Origin of the sequence: Pseudomonas benzopyrenica, assembly GCF_036884265.1 — a bacterium.
Lineage (GTDB): Bacteria > Pseudomonadota > Gammaproteobacteria > Pseudomonadales > Pseudomonadaceae > Chryseomonas > Chryseomonas benzopyrenica.
In genome coordinates, this window is sequence record NZ_CP145723.1 from 1,978,721 (window position 1) to 1,998,957 (window position 20,237).

Annotated in this window: 19 protein-coding genes; 15 read left to right on the plus strand and 4 right to left on the minus strand. The window is 67.7% G+C overall.

What is annotated here, in order from left to right:
- Positions 1-70: 70 nt before the first annotated feature.
- The 3 genes from V6W80_RS09235 (at position 71) to V6W80_RS09245 (ending at position 4,000) form a co-directional block, all read left to right on the plus strand.
- The gene (locus V6W80_RS09235) at positions 71-580 is read left to right on the plus strand and encodes a sigma-70 family RNA polymerase sigma factor (protein WP_338546701.1); all 510 of its coding nucleotides are present in this window, start codon (positions 71-73) and stop codon (positions 578-580) included.
- Positions 577-1,506 (plus strand): DUF4880 domain-containing protein, encoded by a 930-nt coding sequence (locus tag V6W80_RS09240; protein WP_338546703.1) that lies wholly within the window; start codon positions 577-579, stop codon positions 1,504-1,506. The genes V6W80_RS09235 and V6W80_RS09240 overlap by 4 nt, the downstream gene beginning before the upstream one ends.
- A 76-nt stretch (positions 1,507-1,582) precedes the next feature.
- The gene (locus V6W80_RS09245; protein ID WP_338546705.1) at positions 1,583-4,000 is read left to right on the plus strand and encodes a TonB-dependent siderophore receptor; all 2,418 of its coding nucleotides are present in this window, start codon (positions 1,583-1,585) and stop codon (positions 3,998-4,000) included.
- A gap of 45 nt (positions 4,001-4,045) precedes the next feature.
- On the opposite strand, the gene fnr is transcribed toward V6W80_RS09245, so the two are convergent.
- On the minus strand, positions 4,046-4,777 hold the full coding sequence (fnr, locus tag V6W80_RS09250; RefSeq protein WP_017639628.1) for a fumarate/nitrate reduction transcriptional regulator Fnr: 732 nt from the start codon (positions 4,775-4,777) through the stop codon (positions 4,046-4,048).
- Between the two features lie 63 nt (positions 4,778-4,840).
- Positions 4,841-6,223, minus strand: a complete 1,383-nt coding sequence (hemN, locus tag V6W80_RS09255) for an oxygen-independent coproporphyrinogen III oxidase (RefSeq protein WP_338546706.1) — start codon at positions 6,221-6,223, stop codon at positions 4,841-4,843.
- Positions 6,224-6,335: 112 nt separating this feature from the next.
- On the opposite strand from hemN, the gene V6W80_RS09260 reads away from it, so the two are divergent.
- A complete protein-coding gene (locus tag V6W80_RS09260) occupies positions 6,336-6,983 on the plus strand; it encodes an alpha/beta family hydrolase (RefSeq protein ID WP_338546708.1) in 648 nt (215 codons plus the stop codon).
- Here the strand turns inward: V6W80_RS09260 and V6W80_RS09265 are convergent.
- Entirely contained in the window at positions 6,980-8,548 is a 1,569-nt protein-coding gene (locus tag V6W80_RS09265) for a rhodanese-related sulfurtransferase (protein ID WP_338546709.1), read from the minus strand. The two genes, V6W80_RS09260 and V6W80_RS09265, sit on opposite strands and share 4 nt — an antisense overlap.
- The gene (locus V6W80_RS09270; protein ID WP_093249057.1) at positions 8,545-9,147 is read right to left on the minus strand and encodes a cysteine dioxygenase; all 603 of its coding nucleotides are present in this window, start codon (positions 9,145-9,147) and stop codon (positions 8,545-8,547) included. The genes V6W80_RS09265 and V6W80_RS09270 overlap by 4 nt, the downstream gene beginning before the upstream one ends.
- Before the next feature lie 251 nt (positions 9,148-9,398).
- Between V6W80_RS09270 and V6W80_RS09275 the strand changes: the two genes are divergently transcribed.
- From V6W80_RS09275 to V6W80_RS09325, 11 genes are all read left to right on the plus strand, one after another.
- Positions 9,399-10,178: a class II aldolase/adducin family protein gene (locus V6W80_RS09275; protein ID WP_338546712.1), complete on the plus strand. Its 780-nt coding sequence runs from the start codon at positions 9,399-9,401 to the stop codon at positions 10,176-10,178.
- Positions 10,175-11,128: an ABC transporter substrate-binding protein gene (locus V6W80_RS09280; RefSeq protein ID WP_160923144.1), complete on the plus strand. Its 954-nt coding sequence runs from the start codon at positions 10,175-10,177 to the stop codon at positions 11,126-11,128. The genes V6W80_RS09275 and V6W80_RS09280 overlap by 4 nt, the downstream gene beginning before the upstream one ends.
- A 5-nt stretch (positions 11,129-11,133) precedes the next feature.
- On the plus strand, positions 11,134-12,099 hold the full coding sequence (locus V6W80_RS09285; RefSeq protein WP_338547395.1) for an ABC transporter substrate-binding protein: 966 nt from the start codon (positions 11,134-11,136) through the stop codon (positions 12,097-12,099).
- A 264-nt stretch (positions 12,100-12,363) separates the two neighbouring features.
- Positions 12,364-13,392 (plus strand): ABC transporter substrate-binding protein, encoded by a 1,029-nt coding sequence (locus V6W80_RS09290; RefSeq protein WP_338546715.1) that lies wholly within the window; start codon positions 12,364-12,366, stop codon positions 13,390-13,392.
- Between the two features lie 63 nt (positions 13,393-13,455).
- Positions 13,456-14,298: a MetQ/NlpA family ABC transporter substrate-binding protein gene (locus V6W80_RS09295; protein WP_338546716.1), complete on the plus strand. Its 843-nt coding sequence runs from the start codon at positions 13,456-13,458 to the stop codon at positions 14,296-14,298.
- Positions 14,295-15,392 carry a methionine ABC transporter ATP-binding protein gene (locus V6W80_RS09300; RefSeq protein ID WP_338546717.1) on the plus strand — a complete coding sequence of 366 codons (1,098 nt, stop codon included), beginning with the start codon at positions 14,295-14,297 and terminating at the stop codon, positions 15,390-15,392. Before V6W80_RS09295 ends, V6W80_RS09300 begins: the two co-directional genes overlap by 4 nt.
- Positions 15,385-16,038: a methionine ABC transporter permease gene (locus V6W80_RS09305; protein WP_338546718.1), complete on the plus strand. Its 654-nt coding sequence runs from the start codon at positions 15,385-15,387 to the stop codon at positions 16,036-16,038. The genes V6W80_RS09300 and V6W80_RS09305 overlap by 8 nt, the downstream gene beginning before the upstream one ends.
- A gap of 291 nt (positions 16,039-16,329) precedes the next feature.
- On the plus strand, positions 16,330-17,421 hold the full coding sequence (sfnG, locus tag V6W80_RS09310) for a dimethylsulfone monooxygenase SfnG (RefSeq protein ID WP_017639641.1): 1,092 nt from the start codon (positions 16,330-16,332) through the stop codon (positions 17,419-17,421).
- A gap of 3 nt (positions 17,422-17,424) precedes the next feature.
- Positions 17,425-18,213 carry an ABC transporter ATP-binding protein gene (locus tag V6W80_RS09315; protein ID WP_338546720.1) on the plus strand — a complete coding sequence of 263 codons (789 nt, stop codon included), beginning with the start codon at positions 17,425-17,427 and terminating at the stop codon, positions 18,211-18,213.
- 27 nt (positions 18,214-18,240) lie between these two features.
- Positions 18,241-19,122 (plus strand): branched-chain amino acid ABC transporter permease, encoded by an 882-nt coding sequence (locus tag V6W80_RS09320; protein WP_338546722.1) that lies wholly within the window; start codon positions 18,241-18,243, stop codon positions 19,120-19,122.
- Positions 19,123-19,132: 10 nt separating this feature from the next.
- On the plus strand, positions 19,133-20,179 hold the full coding sequence (locus V6W80_RS09325) for a branched-chain amino acid ABC transporter permease (protein WP_338546723.1): 1,047 nt from the start codon (positions 19,133-19,135) through the stop codon (positions 20,177-20,179).
- Positions 20,180-20,237 lie beyond the last annotated feature (58 nt).

The window sequence follows — 20,237 nt, forward strand, 5'->3', positions numbered from 1 at the left end:
GCGACAGGCCTGTATCTTGTGATCGAGAAGCATTATCATTATCGGAAGTCAGCTGCTTCCGAGGATGGTGATGCAGACGCTCGAGTCCGACCGGCACGGACATATCCGGACCCTCTACCTGGACCACCACGGCTGGCTGCGCGAGCGGCTGCAGCGGCGGCTGGGTTGCCTGGGGCAGGCGGCCGACCTGGCCCAGGACACCTTCGTCCGGCTGTTGGCCCGGGAAGGAGAGCTGGAACGGCTGCGTGAACCCCGTGCCTTCCTTGCGACCATCGCCCAGGGATTGCTGGCCAACCACTGGCGGCGCCAGGCCCTGGAGCGCGCCTATCTCGAAGCGCTCGCCGCGCGACCGCAAGCCGTACAGCCTTCGCCGGAAGCCCAGGCGCTCATCCTGGAAACTATCACCGAACTCGATGCGCTGCTCGACCGCCTGCCTGGCCGGGTGCGCCAGGCCTTTCTGCTGGCACAGCTGGAAGGGCTCACCTATGCCGTCATCGCAGGGCGTCTGGGCGTGTCGGAGCGGATGGTGAAGAAGTACATGGCCCAGGCCATGCTGCATTGCCTGGAACTGGTGTCTTGAGTCTTCTCACACCCAGCCAGGGCGGACCTCTGGAAGAGGCGGCGAACTGGTTCGCCGAACTCGCCGCCGATGAGGTGGATCCAGCCACCGAGCGGGCCTGGGAGCGCTGGTTACAGGCGGATAGTCGCCACGCTGTGGCCTGGGCGCGGGTGGAGGAGATCAGCGCCCGCTTCAGCGGTCTGCCCCCGTCCGGGCGGATGGCCCTGACGCGGCGCGAATCCCTGGGACGACGGCGGGCGCTCAAGGTGCTGGGACTGGCGCTGGGTGGTCTGGCCCTTGGTTGGGTGCGGCCGGACGACTGGCGGCTGGGGCAGAGCGCTGCGCTGAGCACGGCGGTCGGCGAGATCCGCGCCTTCGATCTGGCGGCCGGGGTACGCGTCTGGCTCAACACCGACAGCCAGCTGGCACAGGCGACGGCAAACCATTGGCGGCTGTTGCGCGGCGAGGCGCTGTTCGAAAGCCGCGGCGGAACCGCGCCCACGGTGCTGGAGGCGACGGCGGGTCAGGTGCGCTTCGGTGTGGGCTGCTGCGCGGTCCGCGCGCGTGACGACGGTCTGGAGGTCGCGGCCTACAGCGGTGCTCTGCAGCTGCTGCCACGCCAGGCCAGGCCGGAGACCCTGGCGGAAGGTAGGCAGGCCCTGCTGACGCCTACCGCCGTGCAGCCGTTGGGTCGCGTCGATCCGGGGCGGCAGCTCTGGCGCCAGGGGCGGCTGGTGGTGGATGACTGGTCGCTGGCGGCCCTGGTGGCGGAGCTGGGGCGCTATCGCCCAGGCCTGCTGACCTGTACCGCCACGGTCGCGCACCTGCGGGTGGTGGGCAGCTATCCCCTGGCTGACACCGATCGCGCCTTGGCCGCGCTGGCCGACAGCCTGCCGGTGCGGGTGGAGCGGCGCCTGCCCTGGTGGGTGCAGATCGTGCCCGCCTGAAAAAACTGCCGCCGACGGTTCCCCTTTGACGTTCTCGTGGGGCTTAGGGGAAACGATCCCTGTTTCGAGGCCCTCCATGCATCGCCCTATCCGCTTCACGCTGCATCCCCTGCGCCGCGCCCTGCGCGCCTTCGCCCTGACCGTACCGCTGGGTGTCACTGGCCTGGCGGTGCCCCACGGCCTGGTCCAGGCTGCCGCCATTGCCCAGGAATACCGCATCGAGGCCGGTAGCCTGGCCACGGTGGTGAGCACCTTCGCCGCCCAGAGCGGGGTACTGCTGTCGGCCCCCGCCCAGGGGCTGGAGGGTCGCCGCAGTCCGGGGCTGCAGGGCCGCTACACACCGGCCGAGGGCTTCCAGCAGATCCTCCAGGGCAGTGGCCTGCAGGCGGTGCGTCAGGCCGATGGCAGCTATCGCCTGGAGTCGGCGGCCGCGACCGGGGTGACGTCTCTCAGCGAGACCACGGTGACCGGCTTCGCCCTGGGCAATGCCCTGGGCGAGACCGATGGCTACCTGGCGACCCATAGCGACGTGGCCACCAAGACCAGCAAGGGTCTGCTGGAAACCTCCCAGTCGGTTTCGGTGGTGACCCGCGAGCAGATCGATGACCAGGGCGCCAAGACCGTGCAGCAGGCCATGAGGTACACCCCGGGCATCTTCACCGGCCAGATCGGCGCGTCCAATCGCTATGACTATGTGGTGATGCGCGGCTTCGCCGACAATAGCGTCGACAACGTCTTTCTCGACGGCCTCAAGACCATGGGCGACAGCGGCACCTTCAGCTCGCTGCAGGTCGATCCCTACTTTCTCGAGCGCATCGACGTGGTCAAAGGGCCGGCCTCGGTGCTCTATGGCCGCAGTCTGCCGGGCGGCCTGGTGGCGCTCACCAGCAAGAAGCCGCTGTACCAGCCCTATCACCAGGTCCAGGCCACCCTGGGCAACCTCGGCCAGCACGGCGCCGGTTTCGATTTCGGCGGGCCGTTGGATGAGGAGGGGCGTATCGCCTATCGCCTGGTGGGCCTCGCCCAGCACAGCGATACCCAGTTCGATCATGTGGAAGAAGAGCGCTATGCCCTGGCGCCCAGCCTGGCCATCGACCTTAGCGATGACACCACCCTGACCCTGCAGGCCTATCTGCAAAAGGACCCGGACGGTGGCTACCACAGCGGGGTGCCGGCCGAGGGCAGTCTCTATCGAAGAAATGGTCGCTACATCAGCAACCATTTCTTCGACGGCGAGCCCGATCACGATAAATTCGAACGCACCCAGCAGATGGTCGGCTATCAGTTCGAGCACAGATTCAACGACGTCTGGAGCGCGCGGCAGAACTTCCGCTACGCCAAGTCGCGGGTCGAACTGGAGCAGGTCTATGGCTACGGCTATGTCGGCGCCAGCAACCTGCTCAATCGCTATTACTCCGGCGGCCGCGAGAACCTGCACGCCTATACCCTGGACAATCTGGTCCAGGCGGACTTCGACTGGGCCGGCAGTCGGCACACCCTGCTCGCCGGGCTGGACTACCAGCGTCGCTGGACCCATGTGGATTGGCCCAGTGGCACGGCGGATCCGCTGGACGCCTTCGAGCCCAGCTACGGCGGTCAGGTGACCCTCTCCCCCGGCAGCGAATACCGCCGCGAGCTGGCGCAGACCGGCGTCTACCTGCAGGATCTCATCGAGCTGGATCGCTGGCGCTTTTCCCTGGGTCTACGCCAGGACTGGGTGGAGATCGGCATCGAGGATCGTCTGGCGGGTTCGCGCAGCAGCGCGCGCCGCGGCCAGGCCAGCGGGCGGGCCGGGGCACTCTATCTGTTCGACAATGGCCTGGCGCCCTACCTGAGCTATTCCACCTCCTTCAATCCCAATGCCTACAACGATGCGGCGGGCAATCCGCTGGAGCCCACCGAGGGCAAGCAGTGGGAGCTGGGCCTGAAGTACCAGCCGCCGGGCAGCGCCAGCTTCTACACCGCCTCGCTGTTCCATATCACCCAGGAAAACGTGGCGACCAAGCTGCCGCAGGAAGACTTCTATTCCTCGGTAGGCGAGATCCGCTCCCGTGGCCTGGAGCTGGAAGGCCATCTGCAGCTGGCTGAGCGCCTCAAGCTGCTGGGCAGCTACACCTTCACCGACATCGAGTACACCCAGGCGCTGGACGGCACCCAGGGCAATACGCCGAACCAGGCGCCGCGGCACCAGGCCTCGCTGTGGGGGCAATACGAGCTGGCGGGGCCCCTGGCGGGCTTCAGCGTCGGCGCCGGCGCGCGCTACGTGGGCACCAGTTGGGCGGACAAGGCCAACACCCGCAAGGTACCGGCCTACACCCTGGTGGACGCCATGCTGGCCTATGACTTCACCCGGCTGGGGATGCCGGGGCTCACGGCGCGGGTCAATGCCAACAACCTGATGGGCAAGGACTATGTGGCGTCCTGCTACAGCCTGGACTTCTGCTATTTCGGGGAGGAGCGCAACGTGACCGCGACGGTCAGCTACAGCTTCTAGCGGGGCTGGGCGCCTGCCGCTGGCTGAGCGGCAGGCGCAAGCGGCTCAGCCTTCCAGCTGGCCGCCCGCGAGGGCGCAGAGGCGGGCGGAGTCGAGGATGCGTACTTCCTTGCCTTCAGCCGCCAGCACGCCGCTCTGCTGGAAGCGGGTGAAGACCCGCGACACGGTTTCTACCGCCAGGCCGAGGAAGTTGCCGATCTCGTTGCGCGACATGCTCAGGCGGAATTGCTGGGCGGAAAAGCCCCGAGCATGGAAGCGCGCCGAGAGATTGACCAGGAAGGTGGCAATGCGCTCGTCGGCGCTCTTCTTGGACAGCAGCACCATCATCTGCTGGTCGTCGCGGATCTCCCGGCTCATCACCCGCAACAGCTGGCGGCGCAGTTGCGGCAGCTGCTCGGAGAGTTCATCCAGGCGCTCGAAGGGGATCTCGCAGACGGTGGTGGTCTCCAACGCCCGGGCCGAGACCGGATAGCGCTCGGTGTCCATGCCCGACAGCCCGACCAGTTCGCTGGGCAGGTGGAAACCAGTGATCTGCTCCTCGCCGGCATCGCTCAGGCTGCTGGTGCGCAGGGCGCCGGAGCGCACCGCATAGACCGAGCCGAAGGTATCGCCCTGGCGGAACAGGTGGTCGCCCTTGGCCAGCGGCCGGCCGCGCTTGACGATCTGGTCGAGGGCGTCCAGGTCTTTCAGATCGAGCGACAGCGGCAGGCACAGCGAGGCGAGGCTGCAATCCTTGCAATGGGCCTGGGCGGTGCGCAGCTTGAGGGGCTCGGTCATGGGGGAAGATCGCTTCTCGTCTGGTTCCAAAAGTCTAACTTTAGCAGTCGTGGCAGGCATGGGTCATATCACCCGGGAAAAACGCTGATTGTCGTCGCCCGGTAGATAGCGGTCGAACAGCATGCACAGGGCGCGAATCAGCAGGCGGCCGGGCGCCAGCACCTGCAGGCCGCGCGCATCGAGGCGGATCAGGCCGTCGGCGGCCATGGCCTCGAGGTGCGGCCAGGCGTCGGCGAAGTACTGGCGGAAATCCAGCTCGCAGCTGCGCTCAATGGCGGCGAAATCCAGCTGGAAGTGGCAGATCAGCTGGGCGATCACCGCGCCGCGGATGCGGTCGTCCCGCGAACGGCGCAGGCCGCGGGCCACCGCCAGTTCGCTCTGGCCCAGGCGCTCCTGGTAGCGGGCGAGATCGGGGGTGTTCTGGCAGAGCACCTCGCCGACCTGGCTGATGGCGGAGACGCCCAGGCCGAGCAGGTCGCAGTGGCCGTGGGTGGTGTAGCCCTGGAAATTGCGCTGCAGGGTGCCGTCTTCCTGGGCGATGGCCAGGTCGTCGTCGGGCAGGGCGAAGTGGTCCATGCCGATGTAGCGATAACCCGCGGCCAGCAGCTGTTCCACGGTGCGCTGCAGCATCTCCAGCTTGGCCGCGGGGTCTGGCAGTTCGCTGGCTTCGATGCGCCGCTGCGGCGGAAAGCGCTGCGGCAGATGGGCGTAGTTGAACACCGACAGGCGATGGGGCTGCAACTCCAGCACCCGCTCCACGGTGTGGGCGAAGCTGGCCGGGGTCTGCCGCGGCAGGCCGTAGATGAGGTCCAGGTTGATGGAGCGATAGTCGAGGGCGCGGGCGGCCTCCACCAGGGTGCGGGTGTCGTCGAAGGGCTGCAGGCGATTGATCGCCAGTTGCACCTGCAAGTCCAGGTCCTGGACGCCAAAGCTGACGCGGTTGAAGCCCAGTTCGCGGAGCAGACCCATGGTGCTCCAATCGGCTTCGCGCGGATCGATCTCGATGGAGTAGTCGCCCCGGTCGCCGTCGGCCAGGGTGAAGTGCCGGCGCAGATCGGCCATCAGCTCGCGCAGCTGCATGGGATTGAGAAAGGTCGGGGTGCCACCACCGAGGTGCAGCTGTTCCACCCGCTGCCCGCCGTCCAGGTGCCGGCTGGTGAGGATCATCTCCTGGCGCAGGGCGTCGAGGTAGGCGGCGCTGCGGCTGCGGTCCTTGGTGATGACCTTGTTGCAGGCGCAGTAGTAGCAGATGTTGGCGCAGAAGGGCACGTGCAGGTAGAGCGACAGCGGGCGTCCGGCCTGGCGACTCAGGCGCAGGGCGCCGAGCAGGTCGAAGGGGCCGATGCCGTCGTGGAATTGCACGGCAGTGGGGTAGGAGGTGTAGCGGGGGCCGGCGCGATCGTAGCGGGCGATGAGGTCGGCGTCCCAGGCGAGGGCGGCTGTCATGCCGGGCTCCAATGGTTTCGAGGTGTCCAGTGTGAGGGGCACGGCCTGCGCTTTATTGATCCAGATCAATGGATAGCCGGTTAAGCTCTGGCGTTTTGACGAGGAGTAGGCCATGGCAGACGAGTTGTACCTCGACAGCTTTCGCGAATGCCGACCCGCGGGGCCGCCGCTGGCGACCCTGTTGCTGGCCCATGGGGCGGGGGCGGGGATAGACAGCCCCTTCATGGAGCAGCTGGCTGAAGCACTGGCGCGGCGCGATATCCGGACCCTGAGATTCGACTTTCCCTACATGGCGCGGGCCCGCGCCGAGGGCAAGCGACGTCCGCCCAATCCGGCGCCGGTGCTGCTGGAGCACTGGCGGGAGACGGTCGCCACCTGGCGCGCGGCAGAACGCGGGCCACTGTGGCTGGCGGGCAAGTCCATGGGCGGGCGGATGGCCAGTCTGCTGGCCGACGAACTGGGTGCGGCGGGCCTCATCTGCCTCGGCTATCCCTTCCACCCGGCGGGCAAGCCCGAGCGGCTGCGCACCGAGCACCTGGCGACCCTGGCCACGCCGACCCTGATCGTCCAGGGCGAGCGCGATGCCCTGGGCACGCGGGAGGAGGTGGCGGGCTATGCCCTGGCGCCAAGCATCGAGCTGCAGTGGATCGCCACTGCCGACCACGATCTCAAGCCGCTCAAGAGCAGCGGCCTGAGCCATTCCCAGGCGCTGGTGGAGACGGCGGCCTGGGTGGCGGCCTTCGTGCGGACCAGCGGCTAGATGACCCGGAAGCCGCTGGTGCCATCCCGCCGCAACTGCTCGACCAGGCCGAACTCCCAGTCCAAGTAGGCCTGCATGGCCTCGCGTGGGGCGTCGGTGCCCTCGTAGGGGCGCCGGTAACGGTCACGCCGAGTCGACAAGAGCTGTGTCTCGCCGGCTTCCACCGGCAGGCCGGCGGCCAGCCAGGCCGAGGTGCCACCCTCCAGCAGCAGGACCGGCCGGTCGGTAGTGGCCTGGACATCGACGGCGGCGAAGGCGGCCAGTTGGCCACTGCCACAGGTGAAGACATAGCGCTCGGCTGGTGGCAGCGCTGCGGGCAGATCGGCGCGCAGCACCCAGGCGGCGCCCGGGATATGCCTTTGCACATAGTTGGCACTGGCGGTGACGTCCACTACCAGGGTGCCCGGCTCGGCCAGCAATTCCTGCAACCGCGTCACCGAGATGCGCTCCACCGGCCCCGGCGTGGGCGCCGGTGCCTGCCAGGGGCCAGTGGCGCTCAGGGCGCCGGTCGGGATGTCGTCGACCACCGCAACCGCCCAGCCCATCTGCGCCAGCCAGGAGGCGCTCATGTTGGCGCGCACGCCGTCGTCGTCCACCAGGGCCAGGCGCGCGCCACGCACCGGGGCGCTGTGATCGGTCTCCTGCACCAACTGGCCCCCCGGCGTCGACCGGGCGCCGGGCAGGTGGCCGGCGGCGTATTCCTCGGGAGTGCGCACATCGATCAGGTAATTGGTCCGCTGGGCGTCGCTGCGCCAGGTCTCCAGTTCGCTGAAGGGCAGGCGGGCGACGCCGGCGCGATCGGCGACCTGGCGGGCGCGGGCGGCGGCGGTCGCCCGGGTCGCCGGACTCACCGCACCGAAGCGGCGTTGCTGGCCGTGTTCCAGAGTCTGGCCGGCCAGGGTCCAGCCGATGGTGCCATTGCGCAGGGCGGCCACCGGATTGGGAATGCCAGCGTTGATCAGTGACTGGGCGCCGATCAGGCTGCGGGTACGGCCGGCGCAATTGACGATGACCCGGGTCCGCGGATCGGGTGCCAGCTCGGCCACCCGCAGCACCAGTTCGGCACCCGGCACGCTGACCCCACCAGGAATACTCATGGTCTGGTATTCCTCGAAACGGCGGGCGTCGAGGATCACCAGATCGGCGTCCTGCTCCAGCAGCGCCTGGACTTCTTCGGCGGGCAGCGAGGGGGTATGGCGCCGGGCTTCCACCAGCTCGCCAAAGGCCTTGCTCGGCACGTTGACGTCGATGAAGAGTTCGCCGCCGCTGGCGCGCCAGCCCGCCAGGCCACCTTCGAGCAGGGCCACGTCGGTGTAGCCCAGGGCGTGCAGGCGTTCGGCCGCGCGTTCCGCCAGGCCCTCGCCATTGTCATAGAGGGTGATGGCCACGTCGCGGCGCGGCAGTCGCGACCAGGCCTCCAGTTCCAGGCGCGACAACGGCAGATTGGCGGCCCACAACGGATGGCCGGCGGCGAAGGGGTCTTCCTCGCGGACGTCGAGCAGGGCGACTTCGGTGCCGGCGAGCAGGGCCTGGCGAATGTCCTCGGCGGTGCGGATGGCGGTCATGGTGTGGCGGTCTCCTGGGACAGGTCCCACAGGTTGGGCAGCTGGCGATTGGTGTAGCCGGAGATGAAGGGCTTTTCCTGGCCATCCGCGGCATAGACGGCGCGGCGCACGGCGCCGATGTTGCCGCCATAGACGTGGATGCTGATGGAGGTGCGGTCGGCATAGGCGTTGCTGACCTGGTGGATGTCGCCCACCCGCGGCGAGACCGCTTCCACCTGGCCCGGCTCCAGGCGCACGGGCGCGCCTTCCGGCAGCAGGCGGCCGGCGGGGTCGCGGGCGAAGCTCTGGGCGGTCTCGGCGCCGCGCAGCATGCCGATCAGGCCCCAGGTGCGGTGGTCATGCACCGGGGTGGCCTGGCCCGGCCCCCAGACGAAACTCACCACCGAGAAGCGCTGGCGGGCATCGGCATGCAGCAGGTACTGGCTGTAGCGCTCGGGGCGGGGCAGGGCGCAGTCCTCGGGCAGCCAGTCGTCATGGCGGACCAGTTCGCCGAGCAGGGCGGCGCCGCGCTGCAGCAGCTGCGGTTCGGCAGGGTGTTCGTCGACCAGGGTGGCGAGGTCATGCAGGAACAGGCGCAGGCGGTCGAGCCTAAGGGTCATGGAGGGCTCCACGGATGAGACGGGTGGGCGATGACGGCCATTAAAGCAAGGCTGGCGCCCAGCACCTTAGATCGATTGGTTCTGTGCTGAAAACCATAATTCGCATAATTTTATGTTTTGGTTATCCATTTTGTGCATCTTAGGTTATGCGCATTCGATATTTCCGTCTCGGCGACTCACAACGTTAGGTTCTAAGCAGACCAGGGCAACGCCCGTCGCTCTGGCGCCTCTTCTGCTTCTGGAGCCGCTGCATGACCGCCTTCGTTAACGCCCTCGTCAGCGTCCGCGCCCAGGTGTCCGCCGCCGAATGGGAGGCGCGGGTCAAGCTCGCCGCCGCCTATCGCCTGGCCGCCCGCGAACGCTGGACCGACCATATCTACACCCATTTCTCGCTACGGGTGCCGGGGCCGGACGCGCACTTCCTCATCAATCCCTTCGGCCAGACCTTCGACGAGATCACCGCCTCCTCGCTGGTGAAGGTGGACATCGACGGCGAGATCGTCCTCGACCCCACCGGGCTGGGCATCAACCCGGCCGGCTACGTGATCCACAGCGCCATCCATCGCGCCCAGCCGGACCTCCATGCGGTGCTGCACACCCATACCGCGGCAGGCATCGGCGTGTCCGCCCAGCGCGGCGGATTGCTGATGATTTCCCAGCACGCCATGAGATTCTTTGGCCGCCTGGCCTATCACGGCTACGAGGGCGTGGCCCTGGATCTGGACGAGCAGAGTCGACTGGTGGCTGACCTCGGGGCGCACCCGGCGATGATCCTCTGCAACCATGGGCTGCTCACCGTGGGCGCAAGTCTGGAAGAGGCCTTCTGGCACCTCTATTACCTGGAGCGTTCATGCGCGGCGCAACTGGCGGCCCAGAGCGGCGGTGCCGAACTGGTGATCGCCGCGGACGCCGTCGCCCAGAAGGTCAGCGAGCTCATCCCCGGCAATCTGGCGCGCGGCGCCCATATTCGTCACTGGGACGCGGCGGTGCGCCAGCTGGAGCGCCACGAGGGCCGGGAGTACGCGCAATGAAGCGACTGCTCGCCACGCTGGGCCTGACGCTGTTGCTGGGACAGGCCCAGGCGGCTCCGGATCTTTCCGGGGTGACCCTGGTACTGGGCGACCAGGCCCGGGGGCTGCGCGCCATGATGGAAGCCGCCGGGACCCTCGAAGGCGCGCCCTATAGCTATCGCTGGGCCAACTTCCAGGGCGCCGCGCCGCTGTTCGAGGCCCAACGCGTTGGCGCGGTGGACACCTCCTACGCCGGTGACCTGCCGGTGCTGATGGCCGCGTCCGGCGGCGTGCCGCTCAAGCTCATCGCCACCAATGTCGGCTATCCCCAGGCCAATGGGCTGCTGGTGCAGGCTGATTCACCGATCCGTTCGGTCAGAGACCTCAAGGGGCGCACCGTGGTGGTGTCCTCGGCCAAGGGCAGCATCTCCCAGCACCTGCTCTATGCCGCCCTGGAGGAGGCCGGACTCAAGCGTGAGGACGTGACGGTCAAGTTCGTGCTACCCACCGATGCCAGTGCCGCCTTCAACGCCGGGCAGATCGAGGTCTGGGCGACCTTCGATCCCTATCTGGGCATCGCCGAGCAGCACGGCGCCCGGCTGCTGCGCGACGGCCAGGGGCTGACCACTGCCCTGGGCTTTCTCACTGCCACGCCAGCGTCGCTGGAGGATCCAGCCAAGCGCGCCGCCATCGCCGATTTCGCCGGGCGCCTGGCCCAGGCACGGGCCTGGGCAGTCGCTCATCCGCAGGACTATGCCCGGGTCTACGCCGAATTGACGCGCCTGCCGGAAGGCGCCGCGGTGGCCATCTCCACCCGCACCTCCCGTGGCCTGCGCCCGGTGCGGCCGGCGGACCTTGTCGCGGTGCAGCAGGTGGCCGATCTCTTCAGCGAACTCCAGGTGCTGCCCAAGCCGGTCGACGTCGCCGCCCTGGCCGATGCCAGTGTCTTTACCCAGGAAGCCAAACCATGACTCTCATCCGCCGTACCCTGCTGGCGCTACCGCTGCTACTCGCCGCCAGCGTGGCCCTGGCCGCCGAGCCCCTGACCCTGCGCATCGCCGACCAGAAGGGCAATATGCGCGCCCAGCTGGAGGCCGCCGACGGCCTGCGCGACCTGCCGGGTTATCGCATTCAGTGGGCGGAATTTCCCGCCGCCGCGCCCCTGGCCGAGGCGCTCAATGCCGGCGCGGTGGATGCCGGCATCATCGGCGATGGTCCGCTGCTGTTCGCCCTGGCTGCCGGCGCGCCGGTCAAGGCCATCGCCGTGGACAAGTCCGATCCCTATGGTACGGCGGTGATCGTGCCACGCGACTCGCCGCTGCGTGGCGCGGCTGATCTCAAGGGCAAGCGCATCGCCACCGGGCGTGGCTCCATTGGCCATTACATCGCGCTCAAAGCGCTGGACTCGGTGGGCCTGACGACCAAGGACGTGAGCTTTCGCTTCCTCGGCCCGGTGGACGCCAAGATGGCCCTGGCCAATGGCTCGGTGGATGCCTGGGCGACCTGGGAGCCCTATACCGCCCAGGCCGAACAGGTCGACGGCGCCCGGGTGCTGGTCAACGGCCGTGGGCTCTGGGCGGGCAACAGCTTCCTGGCTGCCACCGACACGGCTCTGGCCGATCCGGCTCGGCGCGCGGCATTGCAGGACTACCTCAATCGTCTGGCCTCTGCCCAGCGCTGGGGCTACGCCCACCTCGACAGCTATGCCAAGACCCTGGCGCAGATCATCGGCTTTCCCGAGGCGGTGGCCCGGCTGCAATTCGAGCGCCGCCAGCTGCACTGGGAACCTATCGACCGCCAGGTGGTGGCCGATCAGCAGGCGGCGGCGGATTTCTACCACCGCAGTGGCCTGATTCCGCAGCGGTTGGATGCGCAGGCGACCTTCGCCGAGGGGTTCCAGGTAGCCAAGCCGGACCAGCCGCGGCAGGCGGCGCGGGAGTAGGGCGGTGGTTCAGGTGTCCCTGGCCCGTTGGGCTTCGCTTTGCTCAGCGCCAACCTAAGGACCAGGCGCCAGGTAGTGGGAGTGGTTCCATCGGAGCTCAGCGCCAACCTACGTACGCTAGCGCCCCCTCTCCCTTTGGGAGAGGGCTGGGGTGAGGGAAAAGCCACACCGCCACTCGGCCTATACATATAACCCGTTCTTATTTCAAAGACGCTGAACAACTTTATTAGGCTATAAGCCAATTCCATGGATGAGCGTGCCACGATGCCTTTACGTCTTCCCTTCACCCGTCGTCCCCTGGCTTTGGGACTCGCCGTCAGCCTGCTCACCGGGCTGATCGCCGCACCCCAGGCGGCCCAGGCCGAGGGTACCCTGCGCATCTCCGAACAATTCGGCGTGTCCTATGTGATCCTCCATGTGCTGCGTGACCAGCAGCTGATCGAGAAGCACGGCAAGCAGGAGGGCGTCGACATCAAGGTCGACTGGATAAAGCTGTCCGGTGGCGCGGCCGTCAACGAGGCGGTTCTGTCGGGGGCGGTGGACGTAGGCTCCGCCGGGCTCGGACCGCTGTTCACGCTCTGGGACCGCACCCATGGTCGGCAGAACGTCAAGGCCGTGGCCAGCCTGGGGGCCTTTCCCAACTATCTGGTCACCAACAACCCGCAGGTGAAGACCCTGGCTGACTTCACCGCCAAGGACCGCATCGCCGTACCGGCGGTCAACGTCTCGGTGCAATCGCGCTTCCTGCAGTACGCCGCCGCCCAGGCCTTCGGCGAGAAGAACTGGAATCGCCTGGATCCCCTGACCGTGGCGGTGCCGCATCCGGATGCCACCGCCGCGGTGATCTCCGGCGGTACCGAGATCAACAGCCACTTCGCCAATCCGCCGTTCCAGGAGCAGGAACTGGCCAGCGGCAAGGTGCATAAGGTGCTCAGTTCCTATGACGTGCTCGGTGGGGCCGTCTCGCCCAACCTGGTGTTCGTCACCGAGAAATTCCGCCGGGACAATCCCAAGACCTACAAGGCCTTCCGCGAGGCGCTGATCGAGGCCGGGCAGATCATCGAGAAGGACAAGGCCGCCGCCGCCCGTACCTACGTGAAGGTCGAGAATTCCCGTCTCGATCCGGCACTGATCCAGCAGATCATCGAAAGCCCCGAGGTCAACTTCGACACGGCGCCGCAGAACACCCTGAAGCTGGCGGAGTTCATGTACCGCATCGGCGCCATCCGCAACCAGCCCAGCAGCTGGCAGGACTATTTCTTCGTCGACGCGCCCGACCAGAAGGGCAGCTGATCCCTTTTCCCTTACGGGTTCCACCGGACCACCGGACGAGCCCTCGACATCTCGAGGTCTCCCATGGCTATTCCCCCGATTTTCCAGCGCCTTGGGCTGCTCCTGGCGAGCACGACCCTGGCGCTGTCCGCCCAGGCGGCCGAGCTGCAGAAGATTCGCCTCGGCATCAACGACAGTCCGCAGAACGCCGCTCTGGAGCGCGCCGCCGAGGTGGCGCGGGACAGGGGCGTGGCGGTGGAGATCGTCGCCTTCAGCGACTGGAACACGCCGAATCTGGCGCTCGCCCATGGCGACATCGACGTCAACTACTTCCAGCATCAACCCTTCCTGGAAAATGCCAATGCCCAGAACGGCTACGGCCTGGTGCCCATCGCCTACGGGGTGGAAAACAAGGTCGGCCTCTATTCCAAACGTGTGAAAAGCTTTGCCGAGGTGCCGGACGGCGCCACCGTGGCGGTGGCCGACGATCCGGTCAACCAGGGGCGCGGGCTGCACCTCTATGCCCGCGCCGGCCTGATCCAGCTCCGGCCCGACGCCGGACCCAAGGCCAGCCTGCAGGACATCGTCGCCAATCCCAAGCAACTGAAGTTCATCGAGCTGCCCGGGCCACAACTGGCGCGGGTGCTGGACGACGTGATCCTGGCGCAGAGCTATCCCTCGCACATCCTCGCGGCCGGCACGACGGATCCCAACAGCGCGCTGCTGTTCAGCGACGACGAGGCCAGCGGCCACCTCTATGCCCTGAGATTCGTGACCAAGCCGGAAAAGGCGGATGACCCGGCGATCCGTACCTTCATCCAGGTGTTCCAGAACGATCCGCGGGTGCGCGAGGCCATCGCCCAGGCCTATGGCAATCCACAGCTCTACAGCCTGGCCTGGCTGAATCGGCAGGAGGCCGCCCGATGAACACTGCCCTGCGTAAACCCGCCGCGGCGGCGCAGCCGCCCCTCGAACCCCAAGCCGCCTCCGCGCGCGAGCATCTGCGTCTGAGCGGGGTGCAGAAGGTCTACACCGGCGGTGCGCTACCGGTGACCGCCCTGGCGGACATCGACCTCAGCATCGCCCGCGGCGAGATCTTCGGCATCATCGGTCGCAGTGGCGCCGGCAAGTCCAGCCTGATCCGCACCCTCAATCGCCTGGAAGACGTCAGTGCCGGCCAGGTGCTGGTCGACGGCGTCGACATCGGCACCCTCAAGGGGGATCGCCTGGTGGCGCTGCGGCGGCGCATCGGCATGATCTTCCAGCACTTCAATCTGCTGGCCTCGCAGACGGTGCTGGAGAACCTGGCGCTGCCGCTCAAGGCCGCTGGCTTTCGCCGCGACGAGATCGAAGCCCGGGCCCGGGAATTGCTGGAACTGGTGGGCCTGCAGGGCAAGGAGCAGGTCTATCCCTCCCGTCTGTCCGGCGGCCAGAAGCAGCGGGTGGGCATCGCCCGTGCCCTGATGCTCAAGCCCGAGCTGCTGCTCTGCGACGAGGCCACCTCGGCGCTGGACCCGGAGACCACCCAGTCGATCCTGGCGCTGTTGCAGGACATCAATCGCCGCCTGGGGCTGACCATCGTGCTCATCACCCACGAGATGGCGGTGATTCGCCAGATCTGCGACCGGGTGGTGGTGCTGGAGCACGGGCGCATCGTCGAACAGGGACCGGTGTGGCAGCTGTTCGGCGCACCCCAGGCGGAGGCCACCCGGGCGCTGCTGGCACCGTTGGCGGCCCAGCTGCCGGCGGATCTGGCCAGGCGGCTCGCTGCCACCCGGCAGTCTGGTGCCCGGGCCGTGTTGGAGCTCCACTACGACGGCCAGGGCGCGGAGCCTGACTTCCAGGCGCTGGGCCAGGCCCTCGGCGCACCGGTTGAACTGCTGCATGGCGGTATCGACCGCATCCAGGGCCATGCCCTGGGCCGCCTGCTGGTAGCGACCGCGGCGCCGGAGCGACGGTTGGCCAGCTTCCTGACCCAGACCGGGTTGTTCGCCCGGGCGGAGGTGCTGGGCTATGTCTGACTTCATGCTCAAGGCGCTGTGGAAGGCCTTTCTCGATACCCTGACCATGGTCAGCGTGTCCGCGGCCATCGTCTGGTTCGTCGGCATCGCTCTGGCGGTGGTGCTGGTCACCACCGGACGTGGCGCCATCTTCGCCGCGCCGACCCTCAACCGGGTGCTGGGTACGGTCATCAACGCCTTTCGCGCCACGCCCTTCATCATCCTGCTGGTGGCCCTGATCCCGCTGACGCGGCTGATCACCGGTACCACCATCGGCGTCTGGGCGGCGGTGGTGCCCATCACCCTCAGCGCCACGCCGTTCTTCGCCCGCATCGCCGAGGTCAGCCTGCGCGAGGTCGGCGGCGGGGTGATCGAAGCGGCCCAGGCGCTGGGCTGCGAGCGGCGCCACATCGTCTTCAACGTGCTGCTGCCGGAGGCACTGCCCGGCATCATCGGCGGCTTCACCGTGACCCTGGTGGCCATGATCGGCGCCTCGGCCATGGCCGGCGCCATAGGCGCGGGCGGTCTCGGCGACCTGGCGATCCGCTACGGTTACCAGCGCTACGACACCCAGGTGATGGCAGTGGTAATCGCCATCCTGGTGGTGCTGGTGTGCGGCATCCAGTTCATCGGCGATCGCTACGTGCGGCACCTGCGGGCGCGTTAACTCCTCGTTCTTTCCCCTGCGACGCCCGGCGCGGCCCTTGGTCCTCCGGGCGTCGTCGTTTTCGATATTGGACAGTCATCAGGCAAAAGCCCAGGCCAGAGCCTCTGCCTGCTGTTGCGGAGGAGACAGGGACCCAACAGCTGCCTGGGTCGAAACAGCCTGTCGATGCCAATATTTTCTTTTAAATGATTGATTTATAGAGATTATTTTTGTTGGTCCGGTTCTTGATTAGTCCAGGGTAGCCATCATCTCGACCGCCCTCGACGGCGGCGTCACCTGGAGGAAACAACCGTGTCCCACGTCCCCGTCAAATTCGCCTATTGGGTCCCCAACGTCAGCGGCGGCCTGGTGGTCAGCACCATCGAGCAGCGCACCCACTGGGGCATCGACTACAACCGCAAGCTGGCCCAGCTCGCCGAGCAGGCCGGTTTCGACTATGCCCTGACGCAGATCCGTTTCACCGCCGGTTATGGCGCCGAGTACCAGCATGAATCGGTGGCCTTCAGCCATGCGTTGCTGGCCGCCACCGAGCGGCTCAAGGTGATCGCCGCCATCCTGCCCGGCCCATGGAATCCGGCGCTGGCGGCCAAGCAGCTGGCGACCATCGACCAGCTCACCAATGGCCGGGTCGCCATCAACTTGGTGTCCGGCTGGTTCAAAGGCGAATTCCACGGCATCGGCGAGCCCTGGCTCGACCACGACGAGCGCTACCGGCGCTCCGAGGAATTCATCCGCGCCCTCAAGGGCATCTGGACCCAGGACAGCTTCAGCTTCGCCGGCGACTTCTATCGCTTCCGCAACTACACCCTCAAACCCAAGCCGCTGCAGCAGCCGCACCCGGAGATCTTCCAGGGTGGCAGCTCCCGCGCCGCACGGGATATGGCGGCGCGGGTCTCCGACTGGTACTTCACCAACGGCAACACCCCCGAGGGTATCCGCGCCCAGGTCGAGGACCTGCGCGCCAAGGCCGCGGCGAACGGTCATTCGATCAAGGTCGGCGTCAATGCCTTCGTCATCGCCCGGGACACCGAGGCCGAGGCCCGCGCGGTGCTCGACGAGATCATCGCCAAGGCCAACCCGGAGGCGGTCCAGGCTTTCGGTCATGAGGCGCGCAATGCCGGCGCGGCCAGTCCGGAAGGCGAGGGCAACTGGGCCAAGTCCAGCTTCGAAGACCTGGTGCAGTACAACGACGGCTTCAAGACCAACCTGATCGGCACCCCCGAGCAGATCGCCGAGCGCATCGTCGCCCTCAAGGCAGTGGGTGTTGACTTGGTGCTGGCGGGTTTCCTGCACTTCCAGGAAGAAGTGGAGTACTTCGGCCGGCGGGTACTGCCGCTGGTGCGCGAACTCGAAGCCCGGGCCGCGGCCCAGGCGGCGGCCTAGACCATGGGCGCGAGCCTGGCCACGCGCCCGGTCCTTCTGGAGGTCAGCGACCTGGCGCTGGCCTTCGGCGGGGTCACGGCCTTCGCCGAGGTCGGCTTCCAGGTTCGCGAAGGCGAGATCTGCGCCCTGATCGGGCCCAATGGCGCCGGCAAGAGTTCGTTGCTCAACGTGATCAACGGCCTCTACCGACCGCAGCGGGGTAGCGTGCGGCTGGCCGGATCAAGCCGCGCGCTGCGTCGCCCGCAGGCCGCGGCCCACGCCGGAGTGGCGCGCACCTTCCAGAATCTGGCGCTGTTCAAGGGCATGAGCGTGCTCGACAACGTGCTCACCGGGCGCGGCCGCCATCGGCGGGCCTCCTGGCTGGAGCAAGCCCTGCGCCTGGGCCGCGCCCCGGCCGAAGAGCGGGCGCAACGGGCAGTGGCCGAGCGGGCACTGGATTTCCTGCAACTGGGGGCCTGGCGCGACACTGCCGTGGGCAGCCTGCCCTATGGCCTGCAGAAGCGCGTGGAGCTGGCCCGGGCGCTGGCGGCCGAGCCGCGGCTGTTGCTGCTGGACGAACCCATGGCCGGGATGAACGCCAAGGAGAAGCGCGAGCTGAGCGGCTACATCCAGGCCATCAACCGCGAGCACGGGGTCACCGTGGTGCTGATCGAGCACGACATCCAGGTGGTGATGCAGCTGGCGGATCACGTGGTGGTGCTGGACTACGGTCGCCTCATCGCCGACGGCGCACCCGCCGTGGTGCGCCGGGATCCGGCGGTGATCGCCGCCTATCTCGGGACCCCTCACTAGGACACTGGACGCCTCAGGGAGAAAATCATGGCGTTTTTCTTGGAAGTCTTGCTCGGCGGCCTGCTCGCCGGGGTGATGTATGCCCTGGTGGCCCTGGGCTTCGTGCTCATCTACCGGGCCTCGGGCGTGTTCAACTTCGCCCAGGGCGCCATGCTGCTGTTCGCCGCCCTGACCTACGTCAGCTTGGTGGAGCGCGGGCTGCCCGGCTGGCTGGCGCTGCTCAGCACCCTGGGCGTCATGGTGCTGCTGGCGGTGGCGGTGGAGCGCACGGTGCTGCGGCCGCTGGTGAATCGCTCGCCGCTGGTGCTGTTCATGGCCACCCTGGGTCTGGCCTATTTCCTCGAGGGCGCCGCCCAGGCGTTGTGGGGCGCCCAGGTGCATGGTCTGGACCTGGGTATCGAGGATACCCCGCTGGAGGTGGGCGATCTCTTGCTGTCGACCTTCGACCTGTTCGCCGCGGCGGTGGCGGCGGTGCTGGTGATCGGACTGTCGCTGCTGTTCGAGCGCACCCGCTTGGGCATCTCCCTGCGCGCCGTGGCCGACGATCCCTTGGCGGCCCAGGCAGTGGGCATTCGTCTGCCGCGCATCTGGGTGCTGGTGTGGGCGGTGGCCGGTTGCGTCGGCCTGGTGGCGGGCCTGCTCTGGGGCGCGCGGCTGGGAGTGCAGTTCTCGCTGTCGCTGATCGTGCTTAAGGCGCTGCCGGTGCTGATCATCGGCGGCTTCTCCTCGATCACCGGGGCCATCGTCGGCGGCCTGCTGATCGGCGCCAGCGAAAAACTCGCCGAGGTTTATCTCGGCCCCCTCATCGGCGGTGGCCTGGAGAACTGGTTTCCCTATGCCTTCGCCCTGGTATTCCTGCTGATTCGACCGGTCGGCCTGTTCGGCGAGCCTACGGTCGAGCGCGTCTAGAGGACTTCCCATGACCACCTCCCTCGACGCCCTGACGGCGCGTCCGCTGTCCCCCCTTGCCCCTGAGCTGCGACCCGCCCGCCTGGCGCTGGTCGCGCTCCTGGCCTTGGCCTGCGGGGTGGTGCCGTGGGTCGGCACCGACTACCTGTTCAATGCCCTGCTGATTCCCTTCCTGGTGCTGGCCCTGGCCGGGCTGGGGCTCAATCTGCTCACCGGCTATGCCGGCCAGCTGTCGCTGGGCTCGGCCGCCTTCATGGCGGTGGGCGCCTTCGCCACCTACAACCTGCAGGTGCGCCTGGGCTGGCCCCTGCCGCTGTGCCTGTTCGCCGGTGGCTTGCTGGCGGCCCTGGTGTCGCTGCTGTTCGGCCTGCCCAGCCTGAGGATTCGCGGCTTCTACCTGATCGTCTCCAGCCTGGCCGCGCAGTTTTCTATCCTCTGGGCCCTGACCCGCTTCGACTGGTTTTCCCATGGCAGTGCCTCGGGGGTGATCAGCGCGCCGCCGCTGGTGTTGCTGGGCCAGGACTTCAGCGGGCCGCTAGGGCGCTATCTGGCCACCCTGGTGGTGGTGCTGGCACTGTTCGCCTTCGCGGCGCGACTGGTGCACGGCGAACTCGGCCGGACCTGGATGGCGGTCCGTGACCGCGAGACGGCCGCCGCGGTGATGGGCCTGTCAGTGGTCCGGGCCAAGCTGCTGGCCTTCGCCCTGAGTGGCTTCTACCTGGGCATCGCCGGTGCGCTCTGGGCCTTCACCTACCTGGGCACCGTCGAGCCCCACGGCTTCGACCTGAGTCGCTCTTTCCAGATCCTCTTCATCGTCATCCTCGGTGGACTCGGCAGCCTGGCCGGCAGCCTCTATGGGGCCGCCTTCATGGTGCTGTTTCCGCTGCTGCTCTCCAACCTGGCCGGCTGGCTACCCGCTGACCTCATCGCCGCCGGCCAGCTGGAGAACCTGCAGAAGATGGCCTTCGGCGCCCTGATCATCCTGGTGCTGATCAAGGAACCCGAGGGCCTGACCCGCCTGGCCACCCGCGGCTGGCAGCGCCTGTGCCGCCGCTGACATCCCGTTTGCCGGCGAGAAGGCTCGCCGGTCCCACACCTTCACAAGGCCCACACCC

What these genes read in the sequence shown, in the direction of transcription:
- V6W80_RS09245 (WP_338546705.1), top strand. Translation starts at nt 1,583, where the DNA reads ATGCATCGCCCTATCCGCTTCACGCTGCATCCCCTGCGCCGCGCCCTG.
- V6W80_RS09290 (WP_338546715.1), top strand. Translation starts at nt 12,364, where the DNA reads ATGCCTTTACGTCTTCCCTTCACCCGTCGTCCCCTGGCTTTGGGACTC.
- V6W80_RS09265 (WP_338546709.1), bottom strand. Translation starts at nt 8,548, where the DNA reads ATGACCGCCATCCGCACCGCCGAGGACATTCGCCAGGCCCTGCTCGCC.
- V6W80_RS09260 (WP_338546708.1), top strand. Translation starts at nt 6,336, where the DNA reads ATGGCAGACGAGTTGTACCTCGACAGCTTTCGCGAATGCCGACCCGCG.
- fnr (WP_017639628.1), bottom strand. Translation starts at nt 4,777, where the DNA reads ATGACCGAGCCCCTCAAGCTGCGCACCGCCCAGGCCCATTGCAAGGAT.
- hemN (WP_338546706.1), bottom strand. Translation starts at nt 6,223, where the DNA reads ATGACAGCCGCCCTCGCCTGGGACGCCGACCTCATCGCCCGCTACGAT.
- V6W80_RS09275 (WP_338546712.1), top strand. Translation starts at nt 9,399, where the DNA reads ATGACCGCCTTCGTTAACGCCCTCGTCAGCGTCCGCGCCCAGGTGTCC.
- V6W80_RS09305 (WP_338546718.1), top strand. Translation starts at nt 15,385, where the DNA reads ATGTCTGACTTCATGCTCAAGGCGCTGTGGAAGGCCTTTCTCGATACC.
- V6W80_RS09295 (WP_338546716.1), top strand. Translation starts at nt 13,456, where the DNA reads ATGGCTATTCCCCCGATTTTCCAGCGCCTTGGGCTGCTCCTGGCGAGC.
- V6W80_RS09315 (WP_338546720.1), top strand. Translation starts at nt 17,425, where the DNA reads ATGGGCGCGAGCCTGGCCACGCGCCCGGTCCTTCTGGAGGTCAGCGAC.
- V6W80_RS09235 (WP_338546701.1), top strand. Translation starts at nt 71, where the DNA reads ATGCAGACGCTCGAGTCCGACCGGCACGGACATATCCGGACCCTCTAC.
- V6W80_RS09280 (WP_160923144.1), top strand. Translation starts at nt 10,175, where the DNA reads ATGAAGCGACTGCTCGCCACGCTGGGCCTGACGCTGTTGCTGGGACAG.
- V6W80_RS09325 (WP_338546723.1), top strand. Translation starts at nt 19,133, where the DNA reads ATGACCACCTCCCTCGACGCCCTGACGGCGCGTCCGCTGTCCCCCCTT.
- V6W80_RS09300 (WP_338546717.1), top strand. Translation starts at nt 14,295, where the DNA reads ATGAACACTGCCCTGCGTAAACCCGCCGCGGCGGCGCAGCCGCCCCTC.
- V6W80_RS09320 (WP_338546722.1), top strand. Translation starts at nt 18,241, where the DNA reads ATGGCGTTTTTCTTGGAAGTCTTGCTCGGCGGCCTGCTCGCCGGGGTG.
- V6W80_RS09270 (WP_093249057.1), bottom strand. Translation starts at nt 9,147, where the DNA reads ATGACCCTTAGGCTCGACCGCCTGCGCCTGTTCCTGCATGACCTCGCC.